20 protein-coding genes are annotated in these 20862 nt (G+C 35.1%); 14 read left to right on the forward strand and 6 right to left on the reverse strand.

All coding sequences use genetic code 11. The features are described 5' to 3' along the window. Window positions 1-10: 10 nt before the first annotated feature. From L1276_RS20980 to moaA, 13 genes are all read left to right on the forward strand, one after another. The gene (locus L1276_RS20980; RefSeq protein ID WP_253791306.1) at window positions 11-1060 is read left to right on the forward strand and encodes an MFS transporter; all 1050 of its coding nucleotides are present in this window, start codon (window positions 11-13) and stop codon (window positions 1058-1060) included. Window positions 1061-1197: 137 nt separating this feature from the next. Then, window positions 1198-3414, forward strand: coding sequence for a molybdopterin oxidoreductase family protein (locus L1276_RS20985; RefSeq protein WP_253791307.1), 2217 nt, complete (start codon window positions 1198-1200; stop codon window positions 3412-3414). 18 nt (window positions 3415-3432) lie between these two features. Then, window positions 3433-4002 carry a 4Fe-4S dicluster domain-containing protein gene (locus tag L1276_RS20990; RefSeq protein ID WP_253791309.1) on the forward strand — a complete coding sequence of 190 codons (570 nt, stop codon included), beginning with the start codon at window positions 3433-3435 and terminating at the stop codon, window positions 4000-4002. A gap of 9 nt (window positions 4003-4011) precedes the next feature. Beyond that, window positions 4012-4524, forward strand: coding sequence for a ubiquinol-cytochrome c reductase iron-sulfur subunit (locus tag L1276_RS20995; protein ID WP_253791311.1), 513 nt, complete (start codon window positions 4012-4014; stop codon window positions 4522-4524). 24 nt (window positions 4525-4548) lie between these two features. Further along, window positions 4549-4797 carry a DUF6755 family protein gene (locus L1276_RS21000; protein ID WP_253791313.1) on the forward strand — a complete coding sequence of 83 codons (249 nt, stop codon included), beginning with the start codon at window positions 4549-4551 and terminating at the stop codon, window positions 4795-4797. Between the two features lie 166 nt (window positions 4798-4963). After that, complete coding sequence (gene glp, locus L1276_RS21005) at window positions 4964-6136, forward strand: gephyrin-like molybdotransferase Glp (protein WP_253791315.1); 1173 nt, start codon at window positions 4964-4966, stop codon at window positions 6134-6136. Window positions 6137-6421: 285 nt separating this feature from the next. Further along, window positions 6422-6988 carry a molybdenum cofactor guanylyltransferase gene (locus tag L1276_RS21010; protein ID WP_253791317.1) on the forward strand — a complete coding sequence of 189 codons (567 nt, stop codon included), beginning with the start codon at window positions 6422-6424 and terminating at the stop codon, window positions 6986-6988. Window positions 6989-6993: 5 nt separating this feature from the next. Next, window positions 6994-7782, forward strand: coding sequence for a uroporphyrinogen-III C-methyltransferase (gene cobA, locus L1276_RS21015; protein ID WP_056202691.1), 789 nt, complete (start codon window positions 6994-6996; stop codon window positions 7780-7782). Window positions 7783-7784: 2 nt separating this feature from the next. Continuing rightward, the gene (locus L1276_RS21020; protein WP_253791318.1) at window positions 7785-8021 is read left to right on the forward strand and encodes a MoaD/ThiS family protein; all 237 of its coding nucleotides are present in this window, start codon (window positions 7785-7787) and stop codon (window positions 8019-8021) included. A 10-nt stretch (window positions 8022-8031) separates the two neighbouring features. Then, window positions 8032-9102, forward strand: a complete 1071-nt coding sequence (gene moeB / locus L1276_RS21025) for a HesA/MoeB/ThiF family protein (protein ID WP_253791319.1) — start codon at window positions 8032-8034, stop codon at window positions 9100-9102. 190 nt (window positions 9103-9292) lie between these two features. After that, on the forward strand, window positions 9293-9724 hold the full coding sequence (locus L1276_RS21030; protein ID WP_160373255.1) for a molybdenum cofactor biosynthesis protein MoaE: 432 nt from the start codon (window positions 9293-9295) through the stop codon (window positions 9722-9724). Between the two features lie 9 nt (window positions 9725-9733). Beyond that, window positions 9734-10648 carry a bifunctional molybdenum cofactor biosynthesis protein MoaC/MoaB gene (gene moaCB, locus L1276_RS21035; RefSeq protein WP_253791320.1) on the forward strand — a complete coding sequence of 305 codons (915 nt, stop codon included), beginning with the start codon at window positions 9734-9736 and terminating at the stop codon, window positions 10646-10648. Further along, a complete protein-coding gene (gene moaA, locus L1276_RS21040) occupies window positions 10635-11642 on the forward strand; it encodes a GTP 3',8-cyclase MoaA (protein WP_253791321.1) in 1008 nt (335 codons plus the stop codon). Before moaCB ends, moaA begins: the two co-directional genes overlap by 14 nt. Window positions 11643-11819: 177 nt before the next feature. Here the strand turns inward: moaA and L1276_RS21045 are convergent, their stop codons facing one another. The 3 genes from L1276_RS21045 to L1276_RS21055 all read right to left on the reverse strand — a co-directional run bounded on the left by L1276_RS21045 (window position 11820) and on the right by L1276_RS21055 (window position 17882). Further along, complete coding sequence (locus L1276_RS21045; protein WP_253791322.1) at window positions 11820-12455, reverse strand: hypothetical protein; 636 nt, start codon at window positions 12453-12455, stop codon at window positions 11820-11822. A gap of 389 nt (window positions 12456-12844) precedes the next feature. After that, window positions 12845-14287, reverse strand: a complete 1443-nt coding sequence (locus tag L1276_RS21050; protein ID WP_253791323.1) for a rubredoxin — start codon at window positions 14285-14287, stop codon at window positions 12845-12847. Window positions 14288-14366: 79 nt separating this feature from the next. Further along, on the reverse strand, window positions 14367-17882 hold the full coding sequence (locus L1276_RS21055) for a nitrate reductase (RefSeq protein ID WP_253791325.1): 3516 nt from the start codon (window positions 17880-17882) through the stop codon (window positions 14367-14369). Window positions 17883-18055: 173 nt separating this feature from the next. Between L1276_RS21055 and L1276_RS21060 the strand changes: the two genes are divergently transcribed. After that, a complete protein-coding gene (locus L1276_RS21060; protein WP_253791326.1) occupies window positions 18056-18760 on the forward strand; it encodes a Crp/Fnr family transcriptional regulator in 705 nt (234 codons plus the stop codon). A 169-nt stretch (window positions 18761-18929) separates the two neighbouring features. On the opposite strand, the gene L1276_RS21065 is transcribed toward L1276_RS21060, so the two are convergent. From L1276_RS21065 to L1276_RS21075, 3 genes are read right to left on the reverse strand one after another with little or no spacing between them, the layout of a single operon-like run. Further along, window positions 18930-19550, reverse strand: a complete 621-nt coding sequence (locus tag L1276_RS21065) for a bifunctional 2-polyprenyl-6-hydroxyphenol methylase/3-demethylubiquinol 3-O-methyltransferase UbiG (protein ID WP_253791328.1) — start codon at window positions 19548-19550, stop codon at window positions 18930-18932. Between the two features lie 3 nt (window positions 19551-19553). Further along, on the reverse strand, window positions 19554-20267 hold the full coding sequence (locus L1276_RS21070) for an endonuclease/exonuclease/phosphatase family protein (protein WP_253791330.1): 714 nt from the start codon (window positions 20265-20267) through the stop codon (window positions 19554-19556). A gap of 23 nt (window positions 20268-20290) precedes the next feature. Further along, window positions 20291-20785 carry a hypothetical protein gene (locus L1276_RS21075; RefSeq protein ID WP_253791332.1) on the reverse strand — a complete coding sequence of 165 codons (495 nt, stop codon included), beginning with the start codon at window positions 20783-20785 and terminating at the stop codon, window positions 20291-20293. Window positions 20786-20862: the final 77 nt, after the last annotated feature.

Below are 20862 nucleotides of genomic sequence, written 5' to 3' on the forward strand. Positions count from 1 at the left end.
AAAAGTACAAATGAAAAATAAAACGTTTAATACCAAAGCCATACTGGTTGCATCATTAGTTTCGGTACTAACAATTGTGCTTGTGTTTTATGGGTCAAGAAAATTACAAAATTTTGATGCAGCGCTTGTAACTTATTTATTTGGAACCATATTCGCTTTCTTCGGAATCGTCTACCGATATACCGTTTGGCTGCAAAGACCGCCAACATGGATGTATTTTAAAAGAAGCATCAAATTTCTTTTTACGGGTAAAGTCTTTTCACATTTATTTTTTTTAGGAAAAGAATCTGTAGAAAATATTGTAATCCAGAAATTCATTTATCCACGAAGCAGATGGCGGTGGTTTGCCCATTTTTGTATTGCTTTAGGATGTTTATCGGCATTTGCTATTACGATTCCGCTTACATTTGGATGGATACATTTTACGCTGGCGCCAAATTCAATTTCCATTTACGAAGCACATTTCTTCGGATTTAAAATGATGGATTTTCAAATAGGGTCCATTTTGGCATTCCTTATTTTTCATGCCTTAAATTGGTCATCATGGCTCGTTATAATTGGATCTGTTTATTATTTAAGAAGAAGATTAACCAATCCCGGATTAATAGCAACCCAGACTTTTGAAGGAGATTTATTGCCTCTTATTTTATTGATCGCAATATCAGTTACCGGATTATGCCTCACTTATTCCTACCAATTCATGAAAGGCTTTGCGTATGATTTCCTTGCCGTTATACATGCCATAACCGTAATTATGTTTTTGATATGGATTCCTTTTGGAAAATTCTTTCACATCATACAGCGTCCGGCACAAATTGGAGCTCATATTTATAAGAAAGAAGGAATCAAAAAAGGAATGGCAGTCTGTCCGCATACAGGCGAAGAATTTGCCACACAATTACATATCGACGATTTAAAAATTGTAACCAAAGAACTGGGTTTTGATTTTACCCACGAAGACGGAACTTCTCACCTCGACCTAAGCCCCGAAGGTAAAAGATCCCGTTTAGCACAAGCACATTTAAAAGCAAGAGTAGAAGGCGGAAATTTATTTGGATAATTTATAAAAGTTTCAAGTTTGAGGTTTCAGGTTTCAAGTTCCGAACAGAGCGTAAAACATTAAATACAATTTATAAATTTTCAAGTTCCACACAGAACTTCAAACCTGAAACTTGAAACAAAAAAGAACAAAAAAAAATGGCAAAACTACCCGTATCAACAGAAAAAATAATTGAGGCATTTGGGCCGCATTTAAATTACGCGCCAGTAGATGGTTACGATGGAAGAGACGAACCGGATGAGGTTGTAAAAACACATTGTTGTTTTTGCGGGATGCAGTGCGGGATTCAGCTATTAGTAAAAGAAAATAAAGTAGTAGGTTTTGAACCGTGGATGGAATTTCCGTTTAACGAAGGTCGTTTATGTCCAAAAGGCGTTCAAAGATATTTGCAGAATAATCACCCAGACAGGCTTTTACATCCTATAAAGAGAGTAGAAGGAAAAGGTTTTGAAAAAATTTCGTGGGACGAAGCTTTCGATAAAACTATTTCAGAAATAGAACGTATTCAGGAAAAATACGGAAAACACGCATTCTCAATGTTATCTGGGGTTTCATTAACCAACGAAAAGAGTTATTTAGTTGGAAAATTTGCCCGTGTTGCTTTAAAAACAAGAAATCTCGATTACAACGGAAGATTATGTATGGTAAGCGCCGGAGCCGGAAATAAAAAAGCATTTGGCTTAGACCGCGCCTCAAATAATTATTCAGATTTAGAATATGCCGAAGTTATCATTGTAACCGGTGCCAATATAAGCGAAACGTTTCCAACTTTAACACATTGGATTTGGAAAGCCAGAGATCGCGGTGCAAAATTGATTGTCATTGATCCAAGAATGATTCCGCTTGCCAGAACGGCTGATATTCACTTAGATGTAAAACCCGGAACCGATTCGGCTTTATACGGTGCGATGCTCAAATATCTGGTAGATCACGATATGCTTGATCATGATTTTATTGATAATTATACATCAGGATTTCAGGAAACAATCGATGCCGTAAAAGACTATACTCTGGAATGGGCAGAAGAAGTTACCGGAATCAATAAAGAAAAAATAAAAGCTGCCGCAGATTTATGGGGAAAAGCGAAAACAAGCTTTTTGCTTCATGCCAGAGGAATTGAGCATCATTCAAAAGGTGTTGATAATGTTTTGGGTTGTATCAATCTCGTTTTGGCAACAGGAAGAATTGGAAGACCGTATTGCGGTTACGGAACGATCACCGGACAAGGAAATGGTCAGGGCGGAAGAGAACACGGACATAAATGCGATCAATTGCCCGGAAATAGAGATATTGAAAACCCGGAACACAGAAAATATATTTCGCAGGTTTGGGGAATAGACGAAAAAGATATGCCCGGAAAAGGACTTACGGCCTATGAAATTATCGAAGCGATTCACAGAGATGAAATCAAAGGATTAATTTCAATTTGTTTCAATCCGCTGGTTTCGCTTCCTAACAATAATTATGTTCGTTCGGCATTAGAAAAATTGGAATTTTATGTTTGTATCGATTTCTTTTTAAATGAAACTGCCCGTCATGCTGATATTGTTTTGGCTGGCTCTTTACAAGAAGAAGAAGAAGGAACGACAACTTCGGCAGAAGGACGCGTTATCCGAATAAGACAGGCTGTAACTCCTCCGGGAGAAGCCAGAACCGATACTTCGATCTTATTAGAAATAGCCAAAAGACTGGGCGAAGAAGATAAATTTACTTATAATAACAGTGAAGAAATTTTTAACGAATTGCGTGTCGCTTCAAAAGGCGGAACAGCAGACTATTTTGGAATTACCTATAAAAAAGTAGAAGATAAAATGGGTGTTTTCTGGCCTTGTCCAACCGAAGATCATCCGGGAACGCCAAGACTTTGGGAAGATAAAAAGTTTAAAACCCCAGACGGAAAAGCGCATTTTAATCCCGCGCCCTATAAACTTCCGGGTGAAGTTACAGATGATGAATATCCAATAACATTAACAACTGGCCGCGTTGTTTCGCAATATTTGAGCGGTACCCAAACACGCCGAATTGGAAAATTAGTTGATCAGTTTCCGGAACCAATGTTAGAAATTCATCCTGAACTCGCCGCTAAATACGGCATCAAACAAAGAGAATTAGTAAGAGTGGCAACACGACGCGGAGAAGGAATTTTTCCTGCCAATATTGTTGAAACGATTAGAAAAGATACCGTTTTCATTCCGTATCACTGGCCGGGACATAAATCGGCCAATCAATTAACACCTGGAACTTTAGATCCTATTTCTAAAATTCCGGAATTTAAAGTCTGCGCTTGTTTACTAGAACCGCAGGGAAAAATTGCACCGCCGGCCAAAGAATCAGAAGCGTATGCCAGTATTTAATCTGTAAAAAAGGAACTTATGAATTTGACTAATTTTAATACCAGCGAAGAATTTTTTGTAGACATGCAGCGCTGCATTGGCTGTAAAGCCTGTGAAATGGCCTGCGCCGAATGTGAAACTAACGGCCAGCAGACTTTAATCAGTGTTAATTATGTCGATCGTTCTTCAACTATTCAAACCACAGTTCAGGTTTGTATGCATTGCGAAGATCCGGTTTGTGCTAATGTGTGTCCGGCAGATGCTATTTCGCAGGACGAATTTGGCATTGTGCATACCGCAAATACAGAAAGATGTATAGGATGCTCAAACTGCGTTATGGCTTGTCCTTTTGGAGTACCAAAGAAAAATGAAGAGTATGATTTGATGATGAAATGCAATATGTGTTACGACAGAACAAGCGTAGGTAAAAAACCAATGTGCGCCACAGTATGTCCAAGCGGTGCTTTGTTTTTTGGGACCAAAGAGCAGATAGAAGAAATGAGACCTAATAGTACGCCAATTAACAACTTTATTTTTGGACAGGAAAAAGTCAAAACAAAAGTAAATATCATGATGCCAAAAGGCAGTACAGAATTAAGAATCTATTAAATACAAGTCATGTCAAAAGAAGATAATTTAAATCAAAACTGGAAAAAAGATTTCCCTGTTAAAAAGCAGGAATCAACTCAGGTCAGCCGACGCGATTTTGCTAAATTCCTGACTCTTGTTTCCGGCGGCTTAATGGTAGGAAGCGGATTTGTAACTGCAAAGGCTTTTTTACTGCCAAAAGAAGAAGTACAAGGCGAACATTTTATCTGCAATAAAGAAGATATTCCAGTAGGAGGAACCAGAGGATTTGTACTCGAAGGAAGCACAATTCCGTATATTTTAGTTCATCTTGAAAATGGCGAATTCAGGGCTTATGAACAAAAATGCACACATCTTTCCTGTTCTGTGTATTACAAACCCGGAACCGGAATTATACATTGTCCCTGCCACGAAGGATCATTTGATGCCATGACCGGAGATGTAATTGCAGGCCCGCCGCCAAGAGCTTTGCCACAGCTAGAAGTGGTATTTAAAGAAAATGCTGTTTTTGTAAAAGCATTAATACAGAAAAAAGAAAGCTGATTTGTATAATTTAAATTAAGAAGCATGAGTACTTTTAGACGAAGTCAGAACCGAGCCAATCCTAACAAATTGAACAATATACTTTCAACCCTTATTTTTATTTTGATTTTAAATGTAAGCATTCAAATCTGGCTTTTGTATGCCTCATTAAACAATGCTTTAGATAATAATAAAGAAATTTTAGTTCCCGCTTTTATAGCCTCGGCAGTACTGTTTTTTATTGGCTTTGCCTGGTTATATTATCTTCCAAAAGGGAATTTTAGAAAGAAATAAACACAAGCATTTAAAGTTTAAAAAAGCTATTTGAGTTTTTCTGAATGTATTTAAAAGAATAACGCTAAATTTATATTTTTAAAAATATTTAAATACTAACGAAATAACTAAGTAAAAATACTTATATTTGTAATAAGTATTTTTTCGCTTATAATAAAATAGCATAATGATTAAAGTAGAAGAAGCCATAGCAATTATTGAAGCGAACAGTACAAAAATGCCAACGCAGTCAATTGCGGTCAGCAAAGCATTAGGTTACGTTTTAGCAGAAAAAGTAATCTCGCCAATAAATATGCCTCCATTTCGTCAGTCGGCGATGGACGGATATGCTTTTACTCACAGCATACGACACCAATACGATATTATTGGAACCTCTCAGGCTGGAGATCATTTAAATATAAAGCTAAAAAATACCGAAGCAGTTCGAATATTTACAGGCGCTTTTGTTCCGGACAATGCAGATACAGTTGTAATGCAGGAACACGTAATGGCAAATAAAGATTCGATTTTAATTGCCACAATGCCCGAAAAAGCAGCAAATGTTCGCCCCAAAGGAGAACAAATAGCAAAAGACGATATTGTTTTTGAAGCCAATACAATAATAACTCCTGCAGCGATAGGATTTCTGGCTGGTTTAGGAATTACTGAAGTTGAGGTTTACAAAAAGCCTAAAACAGCTATTCTCGTAACAGGAAACGAATTAGTACAACCGGGAAAGAAATTAAAAAAAGGAAAGATTTTCGAAAGTAATTCCGTTATGCTTGAAGCGGCGCTTCAGACAATCGGAATCAAAAAAACAAAGATTTACAGAGTTAATGACAATCTCAAAGCCACTAAAAAAGCATTAAAAAGTATACTGAAGAAATATGATATCGTTTTAATTTCCGGCGGAATTTCGGTAGGAGATTATGATTTTGTAAAAGAAGCCTTATTGCAAAACGGCGTCAAAGAGCTTTTTTATAAAATCAATCAAAAACCCGGAAAACCAATGTTCTTTGGTTCAAAAGAAGAAACTTTAGTTTTCGCTTTGCCTGGAAATCCGGCATCATCACTAACGAATTTTTACATTTATGTTTCGCCAGCGATAAAAAACAGAATCGGATTTTCTGAAATTCATAAAACAAAAGTAGTTCGAAAATTAAATTCGGATGTTAAAAACGATACAGGAAAAACATTGTTTTTAAAAGCAAAATACGACGAAACAAATGTCACAGTTTTAAACAGCCAAAGTTCGGCAATGCTCAATACATTTGCAGTGGCCAACAGTTTATTAATAGTTCCCGAAAATATCGAACAATACAAAAAAGGACAATTAGTAACCCTTTTGCCGATTGATTAAATGAGATTTTTTAGAAGATAGAATGAAGAGAATAGAATAAAGAGAATAGAATAAAGAGAATAGAATAAAGAGAATAGAATAAAGAATTTAAGGATTAAGATGAGAAGCGGTATATAATTTAAAACATACAGCTGAAAACTTGGAAAAAAAATGGCAAGTCCGTTTGTATACAAACAGCTTTGTGGACTTAATTTAAAACAAACAATGAATAAAAAACCTTAAGGAACTTTGAGGTAAATTTTTTTTCTCATTTCAATCTGAAACCAGAAATAAAAAAGCAAAACCATGGAAACAGTATTTATTCTTTGCGGCGGAAAAAGTTCTCGAATGCAGTCAGAGAAAGGCTTGGTTTTGTTTCAGGAAAAACCATTTATAGAACACATCATTAAGGCAATTTTGCCCATTACAGATCAAATAAAACTGATTACGGCATCAAAAGAATACGATTATCTGCCGTATGAAAAAATACCCGATCTGGTTTTAGACAAAGGTCCTTTAGGTGGTATTTATACCGCTTTATCCCATTCTGAAACTCAATTTAATTTGATTTTAAGCTGCGATATTCCGTTAATTTCAACCGAATTATTACAAGAATTAATTTCAAAACATACCGAAGAAGCCGGAATTACGGTGTTTGCTTCCGAAAGTAAAACACATCCATTAATTGGAATTTATTCAAAAAAGATTGTTCCGATTATTAAAAGCGCCATTGAAGCGGATGAATTAAAAATGATGGATTTATTAGCTAAAGTGCCGCATCAAATTTTGAATATAGAAGAAAGTAAAAACTTTCCTTTAACAAATATTAATTCGGCCGACGAATTAAATGATCTGAATATCAATTTAAGTTAAAGATTATGCAAAACTTAAAAACACCAAAATTAACGATTGTTGGCGCAGGTCCAGGCGACGTTGAATTGATTACGATGAAAGCCATAAAAGCTTTAAAAAGTGCCGATGTAGTTTTGTATGATGCTTTGGTCAACGAAGAATTATTAGAATATGCATCAAATGCCGAAATTGTTTTTGTTGGAAAACGTTTAGGCTGTCACGCCTACACACAAGACCAAATTAACGATTTGATCGTTTCAATGGCAAAAAGTCACGGACACGTTGTACGATTAAAAGGCGGAGATCCATTTGTTTTTGGAAGAGGAAGCGAAGAAATCGAGTTTGCAGAAGAATTTGGAATTGAAACTGCTATTGTTCCCGGAATTTCATCTGCTTTGGGCGTTCCGGCTTCGGTTGGAATTAGTTTGACACAGCGCAAAGTGGCCGAAAGTTTCTGGGTAATTACCGGAACAACTTCAGATCATAAATTATCGAAAGATGTTCTTTTGGCTTCAAAATCGGCGGCGACAGTAGTTATTTTGATGGGAATGCATAAATTGAACGAAATAATTTCTATTTATCAGGAAAACAGAAATGACGATTTGCCCATCGCCATTATTCAAAACGGAACAAAAAATTCAGAGCAGAAAGTGATTGGAACTATCAATACAATCACTAAATTGGTTGCTGAAAAAAACATATCATCACCCGCCATTATTGTGATTGGCGAAGTAGTTAGAAATACTTCAAGCTGGATTTCCTATTTTCAGGAACATTTTGAAGATGAATTCATTTTTCAAAATTTAAATTTATAAAAATGATTGAGATTAAATATTTTGGAGCTGTTGCCGAAAAGACAAAATGTGAGTTCGAAAAAGTAGCTTTTTCTGAAGTTTCACTGCAGGATTTATTGCGTGATTTAGAAGAAAAATACCAATTTGAATCCCTTTCTTTCAGCGTAGCAGTAAATCAAAAAATAGTTTCAAAAGCAGCCGCATATAATTTGCAGACCAATGATATTGTTGCTTTATTACCACCGTTTGCCGGAGGATAAAAATTAATTTATGAATGCATCAAACCGATATAACCGACAAATGATTCTTCCTGAAATAGGAGAGGAAGGTCAGTACAAATTATCGAAATTTAAGGTTTTGGTTATTGGTGCCGGAGGTTTGGGTGCGGCAATTTTACCTTATTTGGCTGCAGCCGGAGTTGGAGAAATAGGAATTGTAGATGATGACAATATCGAGATTTCGAATTTACAACGTCAGGTAATTTACAAAAGTCAGGCAGTTGGAAAATATAAAGTTGAAGAATCAAAACTGATGATTTCAGAATTGAATCCGCTCGTAAAAGTCAACGCTTTTAATGAAAAATTATCGGTTAAAAATGCCATTTCGTTATTTGAAAAATACGACATCATTGTTGACGCAACAGACAATATTTCGATTAAATATTTAATAAATGATGCTTGTTTGGTAACCAATAAACCAATGGTTTACGGATCAATTTTTAGATTTCAGGGGCAAGTTTCGGTTTTCAATTATCAAAACGGACCAACATACAGATGTTTGTATCCAGATGAAAACAATAACGCATTAAACTGTGAAGATGCCGGAGTAATTGGAATTTCGGTTGGAATTATCGGAATGCTTCAGGCAAATGAAGTCCTGAAAATGATTCTGGGGATTGGAGAAGTTTTAAGCGGTAAAATATTGGTTTATAATATTCTCAACAACGAACAACAAAAATACGATTTCGATAAAAGTGATTTTCAGTTAATAAGCAGAGAATCATTCAAAGAAAAATATAATAAATCTGAAGTTCAAGAAGTCAATTTTGAATCAATTTTAGATGAAATAAACAATGATTCTGTTTTATTTTTGGATGTTAGAAACGAAGAGGAACTGCCAAAAATCAGTTTTAAAAATCAAATTATGATTCCGTTGCCAGATTTAGAAAATGAAATTGAAAAACTGAATAAAAACCAAACGATTTATATTTTCTGTCAATCTGGAATAAGAAGTAAAGTTGCTGTAGAGTTGCTTCAAAAACATCAATTTAAAAATATAAAAAGTATTGCTGGCGGTGTTTTAGAAATTAAGAAATTATTAGCAAATGAGATGAATTTATAGCCACAGATTTTAAGGATTAAAAGGATTTTTGAATTATTTTGTGTAAAGTTGTTTGCCACGAATTACACTAATTTTCACGAATTAATTTTTTGATTTTTGCGAATAAAAATTAGTGGAAATTAGTGTAATTCGTGGCAAAAGAAAAAAATCATTTTAATCCATGTAATCTGTGGCAAAAAAAACATAAACAATGAGTAAAAATGTATTTGTAGAAGGGCCAATTGCTCCTGAATTTATAGCAGAATCTATTGCCAAGCACCAATCTAAACATACAATTGGAGCGCACAATATTTTTTTAGGACAAGTTCGTGCCGATGTAATTCACGACAATACAGTCGTGGCGATTGATTATTCAGCTTACACCGATATGGCAAACGAAGCTTTACATACGATTCGCGAAAAAGCTTTTGCCAAATTTGATTTAACCTGTATGCACATTTACCACAGTTTAGGCGTTGTAAAAGCAGGTGAAATTTGTTTGTTCGTTTTTGTTTCGGCAACCCGACGTAAACAAGTTTATGAAGCAACAGAAGCCATTGTAAACTGGATCAAAACCGATGTGCCGATTTTTGGTAAAGAAATGTTTGAAAACGATACATTCACTTGGAAACAAAATACCTAACAAGATAAAATGGTAGATATTACGCATAAAATAAGCACATTAAGAAAAGCAACGGCAACAGCAATTGTAAAAGTCAGCAGACAAGAAACAATTGACGCTGTGGTGAATAATTTAGTTCCGAAAGGGAATGTGCTCGAAATGGCAAAAACGGCAGGATTATTTGCGGTAAAAAACACGCATTTATCAATTCCGGATTGCCACCCGCTTCCAATTGAATTTACATCAGTTGAATATAAAATCGAAGGATTAGAGATTCAGATTATCTTCAATGTAAAAACCGTTTATAAAACCGGAGTTGAGGTTGAAGCCATGCACGGCGCATCGATTGTGGCATTGACGATGTATGATATGTTGAAACCAATTGATAAAGAAATCGAAATTTCGACCATCAAATTGATTAATAAAGAAGGTGGAAAATCTTCTTTTAAAAATAAATTTCCGTATGCAATAAAAGCGGCGGTTTTTGTTTGTTCTGATTCGATTTTTGCAGGAGATAAAGAAGATAGATCAGGAAAAATTATTGTAGAAAAATTAGAATCATACGGAGTTGAAACTTCTCATTATGAAATTATTCCTGATGAATTGGATATTATTCAGGAAAGAACAAAAGCTTTCGCAAAAGAGAATCAACTGTTGATTTTTACGGGCGGAACAGGATTATCTCCAAGAGATGTAACGCCGGAAGCTTTATCGCCAATTTTAGAAAGCAGAATTCCGGGAATAGAAGAAGCAATTCGTGATTACGGACAGCAAAGAATGCCGTATGCAATGCTTTCGAGAACTGTGGCGGGAACTTTGGGTAAAAGTTTAGTTTTGGCTTTGCCGGGCTCAACAAATGGAGCGAGAGAATCGATGGACGCTGTTTTTCCGCATGTAATGCACGTCTTTCATATTTTAAAAGGAAAAAATCATGACAGCCTCTAACACAATTTTGACGGATGTTTTTGGGCGCAGACACAACTATCTGCGCATTTCGCTGCTGGAAAAATGCAACCTGCGTTGTACGTACTGCATGCCGGCGGACGGAATTGCGCTTTCTCCTAAAGCCAGTTTAATGACTGCTGATGAGATTTTTGGTATTGCCCAGACTTTTGTACAAAATGGTGTTGATAAAATAAGGCTAACAGGCGGAGAACCACTTTTAAGAAAAGATTTCCCAGAGATAATCGCAAAATTAGCTGATTTAAATATTTCACTTTCGATAACGACAAACGGGATTTTAATTGATCGTCATATTGAGGCTTTAAAGCAGTTTAAAGTCAAAAAAATCAATTTGAGTTTAGATACATTGATTTCGTCTAAATTTCATTCTATAACGCTCAGAAATCAGTTTGAGAAGGTTGTCGATAATCTGCATTTGCTTTTGAACCATGACTTTCAGGTGAAAGTAAATGTCGTTTTAATGAAAGGTTTTAATGATAACGAAATTGTTGATTTTGTTAAACTAACGCAGTTTCTGCCCATTTCAGTTCGGTTTATTGAATTTATGCCGTTTGCCGGAAACGAGTGGGACAGAAGTAAAATGGTTTCTCAAAATGAGATTTTATCTTTAGTAGGAAATGATTTTTCTGAAGATGAAATTCAAAAACTGGAAGACGAAAAAAACTTCACTGCAAGAACCTATAAAATAAAAGATTTTCAAGGCGATTTCGGAATTATAAGTTCGATTACAAATCCGTTTTGTGACAGCTGTAACCGAATTCGTTTAACTGCAGATGGAAAAATAAAAAATTGTCTTTTTTCCAATTCTGAAACGGATTTGTTGACGCCTTTTAGAAATGGCGAATCGATTACAAATTTGATTTCAGAATCTGTACAAAACAAAAAGAAAGTCCGCGCCGGAATGGTTACCATAGATGAAATGAATGATCCTGCTAAACATTTTGATAATCGTAGTATGATTGCGATTGGGGGGTAGGATTTGAGAGAATTTCTGAATATTGTCATTTCGACGAAGGAGAAATCGCACTTGAAACTCCGCAGAGAAGATTGCCAATCTTTGTCGATTTACGAGTGTTATTTCTCCTTCGTCGACATGACAAAAAAATAAGCATAAAAAAAGGTTCAACTTTTTAAAGTCAAACCTTTCTATATATTATTTTTTCTTTTTGGCTTTTGCCTTTTTCTTAGACTTCACTTTCTTTTTAGCAATTTTTTTAGCTTTCGCTTTATCCTTTGCTTTTTTCGCTTTATCTTTTTTCTTAGCTGCAGCTTTTAATTTTGCTTTTTTAGCTTTTTCTTTCTGTTTGTCTTTTTTAGCTTTCTCTTTTTTCTTGGCTAATTTCTTCTTCGCTTTGTCTTTTTCTTTGTCCTTCACTTTTTTCTTCTTTTTATCAGATTTATCTTTAGCAGTTTCTACAGTTGCAGCTGCTTCGTTTGTATTCTCTTCTTTTGGTTCAGCTGCTGCTGTTTCTATAGTCTTTTTTTCCTCTGGCTTTGCAGCTGGAGTTAAAACTTTTTTTGCTGGAGTTTTGCTTACTGTGGGTTTTGTAGAAGTTGTCGCAGCTGTTTTAGTAACAGTTGCTGCAGGAGCTTTGGTCGCTGCAGGTTTAGCAGTAGTATTTTTTGCTGTTGTAGCTGCAGGTTTAGCGGGAGCAGCAGCTTTAACTGGTGCTTTGCGAACAGGTGTTTTTACAGCTGGTTTATTTTCATTTTCCTTAACGGGCTGCGCATTTTCAGCTGCAGGTGAATCGATCTTCTCTGGGGCAATTTCTTCGTTCTTGTTTTCCATATTTCTGTGCTTTTAGATGAGAATAATAAGTAATGTAACTAAATTGTTAACTGATAGTTAAGTAAAGATAATTATAAAACAAGTCTTTCAATGTTAAGTTTTTGAATAAAAATTAACATTAAGTTGTTGTTGATGAGGAATTTGTGTTTTTGGCTAAAATGAAAAATCAAAATTTCTTAACAATTCTACATGAAAATTAAGGTATTTCCGTAATAAAAATTAAGGTTTTAAGAAAAATGACATTTTCAAATTATTACCTATGGAAAAAGATTGCCCTAGCCCAGATGGAAGCGGCATCCTTTTGTTTTTTTCTTTAAAAAACAAAAGATATAGCGGACAGCTGGAAAAAGCTCCTAAAAATTATTTGGGTAAATTTAATTCTCTGCTATTTACTTTGTCATTTCGATATCTCTCGTGTCCAGAATTTTGAAATTGCTTTTTGGCGCTTCACATAAGGAACAGCAATAGTCATCGCCTAAATCTGTAAACAAAATACCTTTTTGAATACCTTGGCTTTCATCTCCAAATTCTGATTTATAAAGTGTTAAGCATTCCTGACATTGGTAAATATCCTGTTGCGGTTTTTCTTTTTTCTGATTTTTTTCGGTGGATTCGGTTATTGCATTTCCGAGTTCATTGAAATATTTTCGGCTTAATTCGATTAAAATTGTTGGCAGTTCGAGTTTGTCAATATCTTGCGAATGCACAATATATTCACGTGTGTTTGGGTCAAAATTTTTGGCAAACAATACATTATAAGTATCGCGGATTTTAATTGATTCCAGAACCGCAGGAAGTTCGTTTTTTTCGACTACAATTGAAGTGAAATAATGACCGTCGCGATTGTATTCGGATATTCCGAAATTCAATCCGTAAGTGCTGATATCAAATTGATCGAGCGTACGAACCAGAAATGTTTTTAAGTTCAACGCCCATTCCATGGCAACGGGTAAATGCCAGTTGAGTTCTAATAACGAATGACGAACGTTGATACCGCGTTTGCCTAAGAATTTTTCCCATTCAAGTTTTCGGTCTTTTGGAATTCCTTTTATTATGAATGATTTCCAGGGCGTAATACAGATTTTACCAATTTTGCAATCGAAACATAAATCACACATTTCTTTTAGAAAATCTAAATCGTATAGATTATTTCGCCAATATAAACCGAGCCAGTATTGATCGATTCCCATTCTGTTCATACCCTCATAATACGGAAACGGATAAAACGGAACATTCAAAGGTTTGTCGATAGTTCTGTTATTAGTGTCTAAAGCTTCGCTTACGAGATTAAAAATCAAATCGATTCCGATAGATTCTTCGGCGGTAATTTTTTCGATTTCGTAATAGAACTTGTCAATATCCCAACTATAGATTAAAACGGGATAGAGTTCCATACGTTCCCATTTTGGCAGGCGGATGTACAGATACCAATAGTCTTCGTGCTCTGAAGCAATAAAATTTAAATGTCCGGTAAACAACGGAACAAGCTGTTGTTTGGGGTCGTTTATGTTAACTTTAAGTCTGGGCTGTTCTTTAAAAAGCTCCAATATATAAAGGAATTTATTTCCTGTAAGCCAATTGGTGTTTCTAAAAATATCGGTCGAAACATAAGACGAAACAATATTATTCCCGCTTTTTTGATCGGGATAAACAAAATGATGTTTCCCTAAAGCGTTTTTATCCACAGATTTAAAACCTTTTGGAAATATAATATCTTGTCTGGAACCAAAAGAAATGGAATCCAAACCTTGATCAGCAGCCATATTAACGACTTCTCTCAACTCTCCCGGAGATATAACGCCTCCTTTTACTATTAATCTTGTTAACTCCATGGTTTTGTTTTGTTTCAAGTTTCAGGTTTCAGGTTTCGCATTCCAACAACTTGAAACTTGAAACTTGAAACAAAAGAAACTATTTACACTTAGCGAGTATCTCTTTAACTTCTGTTTTACAACTGCCGCAGCCTAATCCAGCGCCGGTATTTTTACATAAATCGGTAAAATTGTTTACCCCGCTTTTAATTGTTTCTTCGATGTTTCCGGCTCCAACCTGACTGCAGGAACAGACTAATTTTCCTAAAACAGGTTTTGCGCTTGAGCTTCCTCTTAATAATAAATTTCGTTTGTCTGATAATTCGATTTTGCTCTCGATCATCGTTTTAAATTCGGCAAACTCATTTTTATCGCCCATTAAAATAGCTCCTACAAGCAAATCGTCTTTTACGATGCATTTTTTGTAATAGCGTTTTTTAAGATCTGAAAAGACAATTTCTTCAAATGAATCATCGTTTTCCGGAATTTCGATATCGCCAATACTGCAAAGATTTAAATCTTCGAGTTTTAATATGTTCATTAAAACCGAACCTTTATAATAACTGCTGATATCGCCCGCTAAAAAGTTAGCCAGAATATCGGCCTGTTCTTCTGCTGCAGAAGTGATTCCAAATAACTTATTGTTGAATTCAGCTATTTCTCCAATCGCAAAAATATCTGGATTTGAGGTTTGTAAATACTGATTTACTTTTACGCCGCGTCCGCAGGAAAGACCGCTTTCTCTGGCAATTTCTATATTTGGAATTGTACCTATAGTATACACGATGGCATTTGCGGTAATGATTCTGCCGCTTTTTAGTGCAATCTCTATTTCGTTTGGATTATCGGTTTCAAAAACGGTGCTGACTTCATTATCAAAATAAATCTGTATATCACGAAGCTGTACTTCTTCGGCTAATAATTTACTGGAAATTAAATCCAGCTGACGTTCCATCAAACGAGAAGCTCTTTGGATTATGGTGGTTTTTACCTTTTTATGTTTTAAAGCGGCGGCCAACTCTAATCCTAATAATCCGCCTCCAATAATCACAACATGCTGTTCTTCTGGCGGAAGATTAGTGCTGTCAAGATGTTTCTTTAAACGATCTGCATCTTCTTTTCGTCTTACCGTAAATCGGCCGGGAAGATGAAGCTGTGCGTTTTCCGGAATAAACGGACGGCTTCCGGTGGCTAAAATTAACGAGTCGAAAGTATGCGTTTCTCCCAAACTGTCTTTTATAATTTTATTGGCTGTATCTATTTTATCGATGGCAACTCCGGCCTTCATGGTAATGTTGAGCTTGTTTAAAGCTTCGCCGTCTTTTACTTTTAAAAGCTGTTCCCAAGTAAATTCGCCCGTCATATATTCGGGAAGTAAAACACGATTGTAAAATGGATTTATTTCATTCGAAAAAACAATAATTTCATCGGTTGTATTGAATTCACGGTAGTTTTGAATGAACCTAAATGAAGCCGCTCCGGCACCCACAATCGCAATTTTCTGAAATGGTTTTACATATTTCGTAATCGAAACGGTTGTAAATTTAAAATCGGGTTCTTTTGAAATTGGATCGACAACAGTATTCGTTAAATTGTTGGTTCGGTTTAAATCATTTTCAAGTTGCTTTCCCCAATGCATCGGCAGGAAAACTACTTTTTCTTTAATGGAATCCGTAACTTTTGCTTTTACCCGAACTTCGCCATTTTTACTCGAAACAATGACAATATCGCCGTTTTTAATATTGTTTTTAAAAGCATCAATTGGATTAATTTCTAAAACCGGACTTGGTGTATGCGTCATTAATCTGGAGACTTTACCCGTTTTAGTCATCGTATGCCATTGATCGCGAACTCTTCCGGTTGTTAAAATAAACGGAAATTGCGGCGTTGGCTGTTCTGATGTGTTTTCAATTGCCGCTGGTAAATTGAAAATGGCTTTTTGTGAGGGTGTATAGAATTTTTTATCCGTAAATAGACGAGGTGTACCCGGATGTCCGTAATCTGGAACGGGCCACTGAAAAGTTCCTTCCGATCTTAAGCGATTATAGTTTAAAAAAGAAATATCAATATTAGTGCCTTTAGTAAGCGCACAATGTTCTTTATAAATTTCTTCGGCGCTGTTAAAATTGAATCCATGAAAATTCATTTTTTTAGCAAAACGAATTAAAATTTCAATATCCGGAAGTGCTTCTCCGGGCGCATTTATTCCTTTTGGAAGATAAGAAATGCGACGCTCTGAGTTGGTCATCGTTCCTTCTTTCTCTAACCATCCTGCAGCAGGCAAAAGTAAATCGGCAAATTTTGCTGTATCGGCATTATGCGAAATATCCTGAACGACTACGAATTTAGCGTTTTGAAGCGCTTTTTCGATTCTTCGGGAATCGGGTAAACTCACTAGCGGATTGGTACAGATAATCCAAACAGCTTTCATTTTTCCAGATTCTAAAGCATCAAACATTTCGGTTGCCGTTAAACCCGGTTGATCTGAAAGTTCGTCAACACCCCAAAAATCAGCTACTTCTTTTCTATGTGTTGGGTTTGCGATGTCTTTGTGGGCTGCTAAAAGCGTTGCCATACCGCCCACTTCGCGTCCGCCCATGGCGTTGGGTTGTCCGGTTAAAGAAAAAGGCCCGGAGCCTGGCTTTCCAATTTGTCCCGTTAAAAGAGATAAATTTAATAAAGCGGTGTTTTTATCTACTCCAACAGCACTTTGATTTAAACCCATTGCCCAAAACGAAAGAAAGCCTTTTGCTTTTCCAATTATATCGGCCGCGAGTTTAATATCGTTTACCGGAATACCGCAGAGTTTGGAAGCTTTCTCAAGTGAAGTACTAAGAACTAAATCTTTATATTGTTTGAAATTTTCAGCGTGATTTTTAACGAAATCATGATCTACATAACCTTTTTCGATAATGCGTTTGGCGATGGCATGATATAAAATAATGTCTGATCCGGGAATAATCTGCAAATGTAAATCGGCGAAAGCAGCTGTATCTGTCCGCCTTGGATCGATTACGATTATTTTTGTTTTCGGATTTTTTTCTTTGTGTTTTTCAATTCGTCTAAATAAAATAGGATGACACCAAGCCGGATTTGCGCCAGTAATTAAAAGTGTGTCCGAAAGTTCAATATCATCATAAGCGATTGGAACAGAATCTTCGCCAAAAGTTTTTTTATAACCTACAACAGCAGAACTCATGCAGAGTCGGGAATTGGTGTCGATATTATTGGTTTTTAAAAAGCCTTTTACGAGTTTGTTTACCAGATAATATTCCTCGGTTAAACATTGTCCGGAAATATAAAATCCAACGCTGTCTGGCCCATGTTTTTTTATGATGGAAGAAAAAACAGCAGCGGCACGATCCAGTGCAGTATCCCAGCTCACGCGCTCAAGCGGGTAGGATTTACTGCCGCGCATTTCGGGATATAAAATCCTGTCTGAAGTATCATTGACAACATAATGCAAATTCATTCCTTTGGAACACAACATTCCTTTATTAACCGGATGATCTTTGTCGCCTTCTACCATTACGCCATTTTTGGCATCGTTGGTTACGATTATACCGCAGCCAACGCCACAATACGAACAGGTAGTTTTGATTTTGGTATTTTGCATTACAGTTCTTTTTTAGATACTATTTCTTGAATCTGCAGGGATTTAGATAAATCACTTATACAAAAATAAGTATTTTTACGTATAAATACGTATTTTTTAAATTTATTTTTTTATTTTTGATGAAATTAAATGAACAACAACAACTTAGTTTTAATCCGATAAAATTTGGACTCATGAAAGAAGAGCAAACCGTTTGTTATTCTTGTGTCAATGAAAATTGTTTTATCAAGAAACACCTGCATTTAGAGCAAATGAGCCAGTTTGTTTCTAAAAAGCTTAATATTGCCTGCAAAAAATCGGATCAATTTATTACCGAAGGTGCACCTCTGCAAGGGCTTTACTTTATTTGTAAAGGAAAAGTAAAAACGGTAAAAACCGGAATAAACGGACGTGAACAAATCGTTCGACTCACAAAAAACGGAGATACAATAGGTTTTCGCGGATTTGGAACGGGGAAAAAATATTTGATTGGTGCTTATGCGCTGGAAGATACGGTTTTATGTAATTTTAGCAATGAAACCATGCTTGATATTTTAAAGCAGATTCCAGAGTTTACATACGCTTTGATGTTATTTTATGCCGATGAATTAAATAAAAGTGAGAACAATATTCGTAAAATTGCGCACATGAATGTTCGTGAACGCGTAATTGATTTATTGCTTTATATTCATCGTAAATTTGGACAAATCAATGGTTTAATTGATATTGATCTTTCGCGAAAAGAAATCGCTGATTTTGCAGGAACTACAGAAGAGCAGGCAATACGTGTTATTTCAAGTCTTAAAAAAGAATCGCTTATTCAAACGGTTGGAAAACGAATTGGGATTTTAGATGTTGAAGAATTACGTTTTGAAATTATGGAACATAAATATTTTTAGGCTTTCTAACACATAGAAAATAGAACTTTAAATCGTTGAAAAGGAGGTTTTAAAAATCTAGATCTTTACACATAATCCCGAAGCATTGGGATTTGCTTTGTCAGATGAATGTCTTTTAGACAATTTTTGAACTATGTTTCTATGTGTTAAAAATATTACGTACAAATACTTATTTTTTTCTGCCAATAAATCGAATTACAGAACCTTTTCCGTTATGGAATATACCTTCGTTGAGTTCGATTTCTTTTTCTTCTAATTCGATGATTTCATAATTAGGAAAATCAGCTTTGATTTCTTCTATAGAAAATAAAGATTCCAAATCTTTTGGACCGCCTACTTTTTCGTTTACAGCAAGATATTCTAAATGTTTTTTGCTGAAAGCTTCAAAAATAACAATTCCATTTTTACGTAATAATCTATCAAGCTGTTTGTGAATTGCCGATTTAATTTCTGCCGGAAAATGAGCGTAAATTAAAGCAATCGCATCAAATTGATCTTTCTGAAAATCCAGCGTTTCTAATTCGCCAACCTGATATTTAATTGTGACATTATTCGCTTCTGCCAGTTTTAAAGCCTTGTTTTTTCCTTCTTCACTAATATCAAAAGCAGAAACTTTCCAGTCTAATTTTGCTGCAAAAATGGCATTTCGTCCTTCGCCTTCGGCAGGAAAAAGAATAGCGCCGGGATTTAGTTTTTCTAATTGTTGTTTTAAATAATTGTTGGGATCTTCGCCGTACGCAAACTCTTCGCTGCTATAACGGTCGTCCCATCGCTGAGTCCAGTTGTTCATGATTTATATATTGAATTTAATTATTAAAGGTTTGTGGTCGCTGAGCATAGTCCAGTCTTGATAAGTTCCTATTTGAATACTTTCCAGAGCTTCAATAAAATCATTTGAAGCAAAGCAATAATCCAGATGATACGGCTTGTTTTCGTGTCGATACATATATAAGGTTGGATGCGCTTCTTTACCTTGTATTTGATTAAAATATTTGTGATACGTACTAAATATATTTTTCTTGCCCAATTTGTCTACCACAGTCGTATGATTTCCTTCTCTTCGTGGTTTGTCCCAAATGCTATTACTATTGAAATCTCCAATTAAAATAGTTTTGGTTTCTTTAATTAGATCTTCGTAATAATTAATGGCTTTCCAAACTTGAGTTACATATTGTCCGTCTTTGTCTTGTGGATTGTTTGCCCAGATTGCAAATAGAGTAAAATCAACTTTTCCTCCAGTAACGGCTATTGGCAAAATATTTTTAAAGTTTGGATTATGACAATCTAATAATTGAAACCGATAATCACTATATGAAAAAACGCCAAGTCCTTTATGCGGATTTTTTCCGTACCAAAGAATGTCTGTTGGCCGCTTTGAATCTTCAGGAAATTTTAATTTTTCAGGATTTTCACACTCAGAAATTACAACAATATCAGGATTATAAGCTAGAATGAATTCTGCTTTTTTTCTGAATGCCATGTTGCAATTCCAAGCTATGATTTTCATTTTATAAAGGTTTTAAATAGATTTTAGGTACTATTTTTAACTCTTTTTTCAATTTCACTTTTCCAGATTTCTCTTTTTGTAACAACAAATTGTTCATTACCATTCTTGGTTTTTATTAATAATCCGTTGTTTGCGATTCCTAAAGTTTTTTCAAACTCTACAGCAGTGATATCTTCAAGATTAATTATGCATTCATGTTTTTGAAGAAAGTTAATAATATTGGTTTGAAATACCAGTTGATTATCTGCTAACGATAAATTTCCGCCAACTGAAATATTGCTTAAAAAGTGATTTGCTCTTCCGGAATAGATCACATTTTTTAGTTTTTTAAAAACCATTTCTTCATTATTTATATGAGCAAACATCTTAAAATAGGATATCAACGTTATTAAAAAAAGTATAAATACAGCAGCAACAAATAGAACATTTAGAGGAATGTCTTCTTTAAAATAAAAGAATACGGTTAAAAAAAAGCTTGTTGCTAATCCTAATAAAAACGAATATTTTAATCTTTTCATATTTGCTGATTTGTACTTTTTTGTAAAATTGGTTTTAATTAAATGATTATTAATTTTGAATTATAATGAAACCTAAA

The sequence above is a fragment of the Flavobacterium sp. HSC-32F16 genome (assembly GCF_024171645.1).
Lineage (GTDB): Bacteria > Bacteroidota > Bacteroidia > Flavobacteriales > Flavobacteriaceae > Flavobacterium.

Excerpts from the sequence above, each read along its gene's own strand:
- L1276_RS20980 (WP_253791306.1), top strand. The coding sequence starts at position 11 with ATGAAAAATAAAACGTTTAATACCAAAGCCATACTGGTTGCATCATTA.
- L1276_RS20985 (WP_253791307.1), top strand. The coding sequence starts at position 1,198 with ATGGCAAAACTACCCGTATCAACAGAAAAAATAATTGAGGCATTTGGG.
- L1276_RS20990 (WP_253791309.1), top strand. The coding sequence starts at position 3,433 with ATGAATTTGACTAATTTTAATACCAGCGAAGAATTTTTTGTAGACATG.
- L1276_RS20995 (WP_253791311.1), top strand. The coding sequence starts at position 4,012 with ATGTCAAAAGAAGATAATTTAAATCAAAACTGGAAAAAAGATTTCCCT.
- L1276_RS21000 (WP_253791313.1), top strand. The coding sequence starts at position 4,549 with ATGAGTACTTTTAGACGAAGTCAGAACCGAGCCAATCCTAACAAATTG.
- glp (WP_253791315.1), top strand. The coding sequence starts at position 4,964 with ATGATTAAAGTAGAAGAAGCCATAGCAATTATTGAAGCGAACAGTACA.
- L1276_RS21010 (WP_253791317.1), top strand. The coding sequence starts at position 6,422 with ATGGAAACAGTATTTATTCTTTGCGGCGGAAAAAGTTCTCGAATGCAG.
- cobA (WP_056202691.1), top strand. The coding sequence starts at position 6,994 with ATGCAAAACTTAAAAACACCAAAATTAACGATTGTTGGCGCAGGTCCA.
- L1276_RS21020 (WP_253791318.1), top strand. The coding sequence starts at position 7,785 with ATGATTGAGATTAAATATTTTGGAGCTGTTGCCGAAAAGACAAAATGT.
- moeB (WP_253791319.1), top strand. The coding sequence starts at position 8,032 with ATGAATGCATCAAACCGATATAACCGACAAATGATTCTTCCTGAAATA.
- L1276_RS21030 (WP_160373255.1), top strand. The coding sequence starts at position 9,293 with ATGAGTAAAAATGTATTTGTAGAAGGGCCAATTGCTCCTGAATTTATA.
- moaCB (WP_253791320.1), top strand. The coding sequence starts at position 9,734 with ATGGTAGATATTACGCATAAAATAAGCACATTAAGAAAAGCAACGGCA.
- moaA (WP_253791321.1), top strand. The coding sequence starts at position 10,635 with ATGACAGCCTCTAACACAATTTTGACGGATGTTTTTGGGCGCAGACAC.
- L1276_RS21045 (WP_253791322.1), bottom strand. The coding sequence starts at position 12,455 with ATGGAAAACAAGAACGAAGAAATTGCCCCAGAGAAGATCGATTCACCT.
- L1276_RS21050 (WP_253791323.1), bottom strand. The coding sequence starts at position 14,287 with ATGGAGTTAACAAGATTAATAGTAAAAGGAGGCGTTATATCTCCGGGA.
- L1276_RS21055 (WP_253791325.1), bottom strand. The coding sequence starts at position 17,882 with ATGCAAAATACCAAAATCAAAACTACCTGTTCGTATTGTGGCGTTGGC.
- L1276_RS21060 (WP_253791326.1), top strand. The coding sequence starts at position 18,056 with ATGAAAGAAGAGCAAACCGTTTGTTATTCTTGTGTCAATGAAAATTGT.
- L1276_RS21065 (WP_253791328.1), bottom strand. The coding sequence starts at position 19,550 with ATGAACAACTGGACTCAGCGATGGGACGACCGTTATAGCAGCGAAGAG.
- L1276_RS21070 (WP_253791330.1), bottom strand. The coding sequence starts at position 20,267 with ATGAAAATCATAGCTTGGAATTGCAACATGGCATTCAGAAAAAAAGCA.
- L1276_RS21075 (WP_253791332.1), bottom strand. The coding sequence starts at position 20,785 with ATGAAAAGATTAAAATATTCGTTTTTATTAGGATTAGCAACAAGCTTT.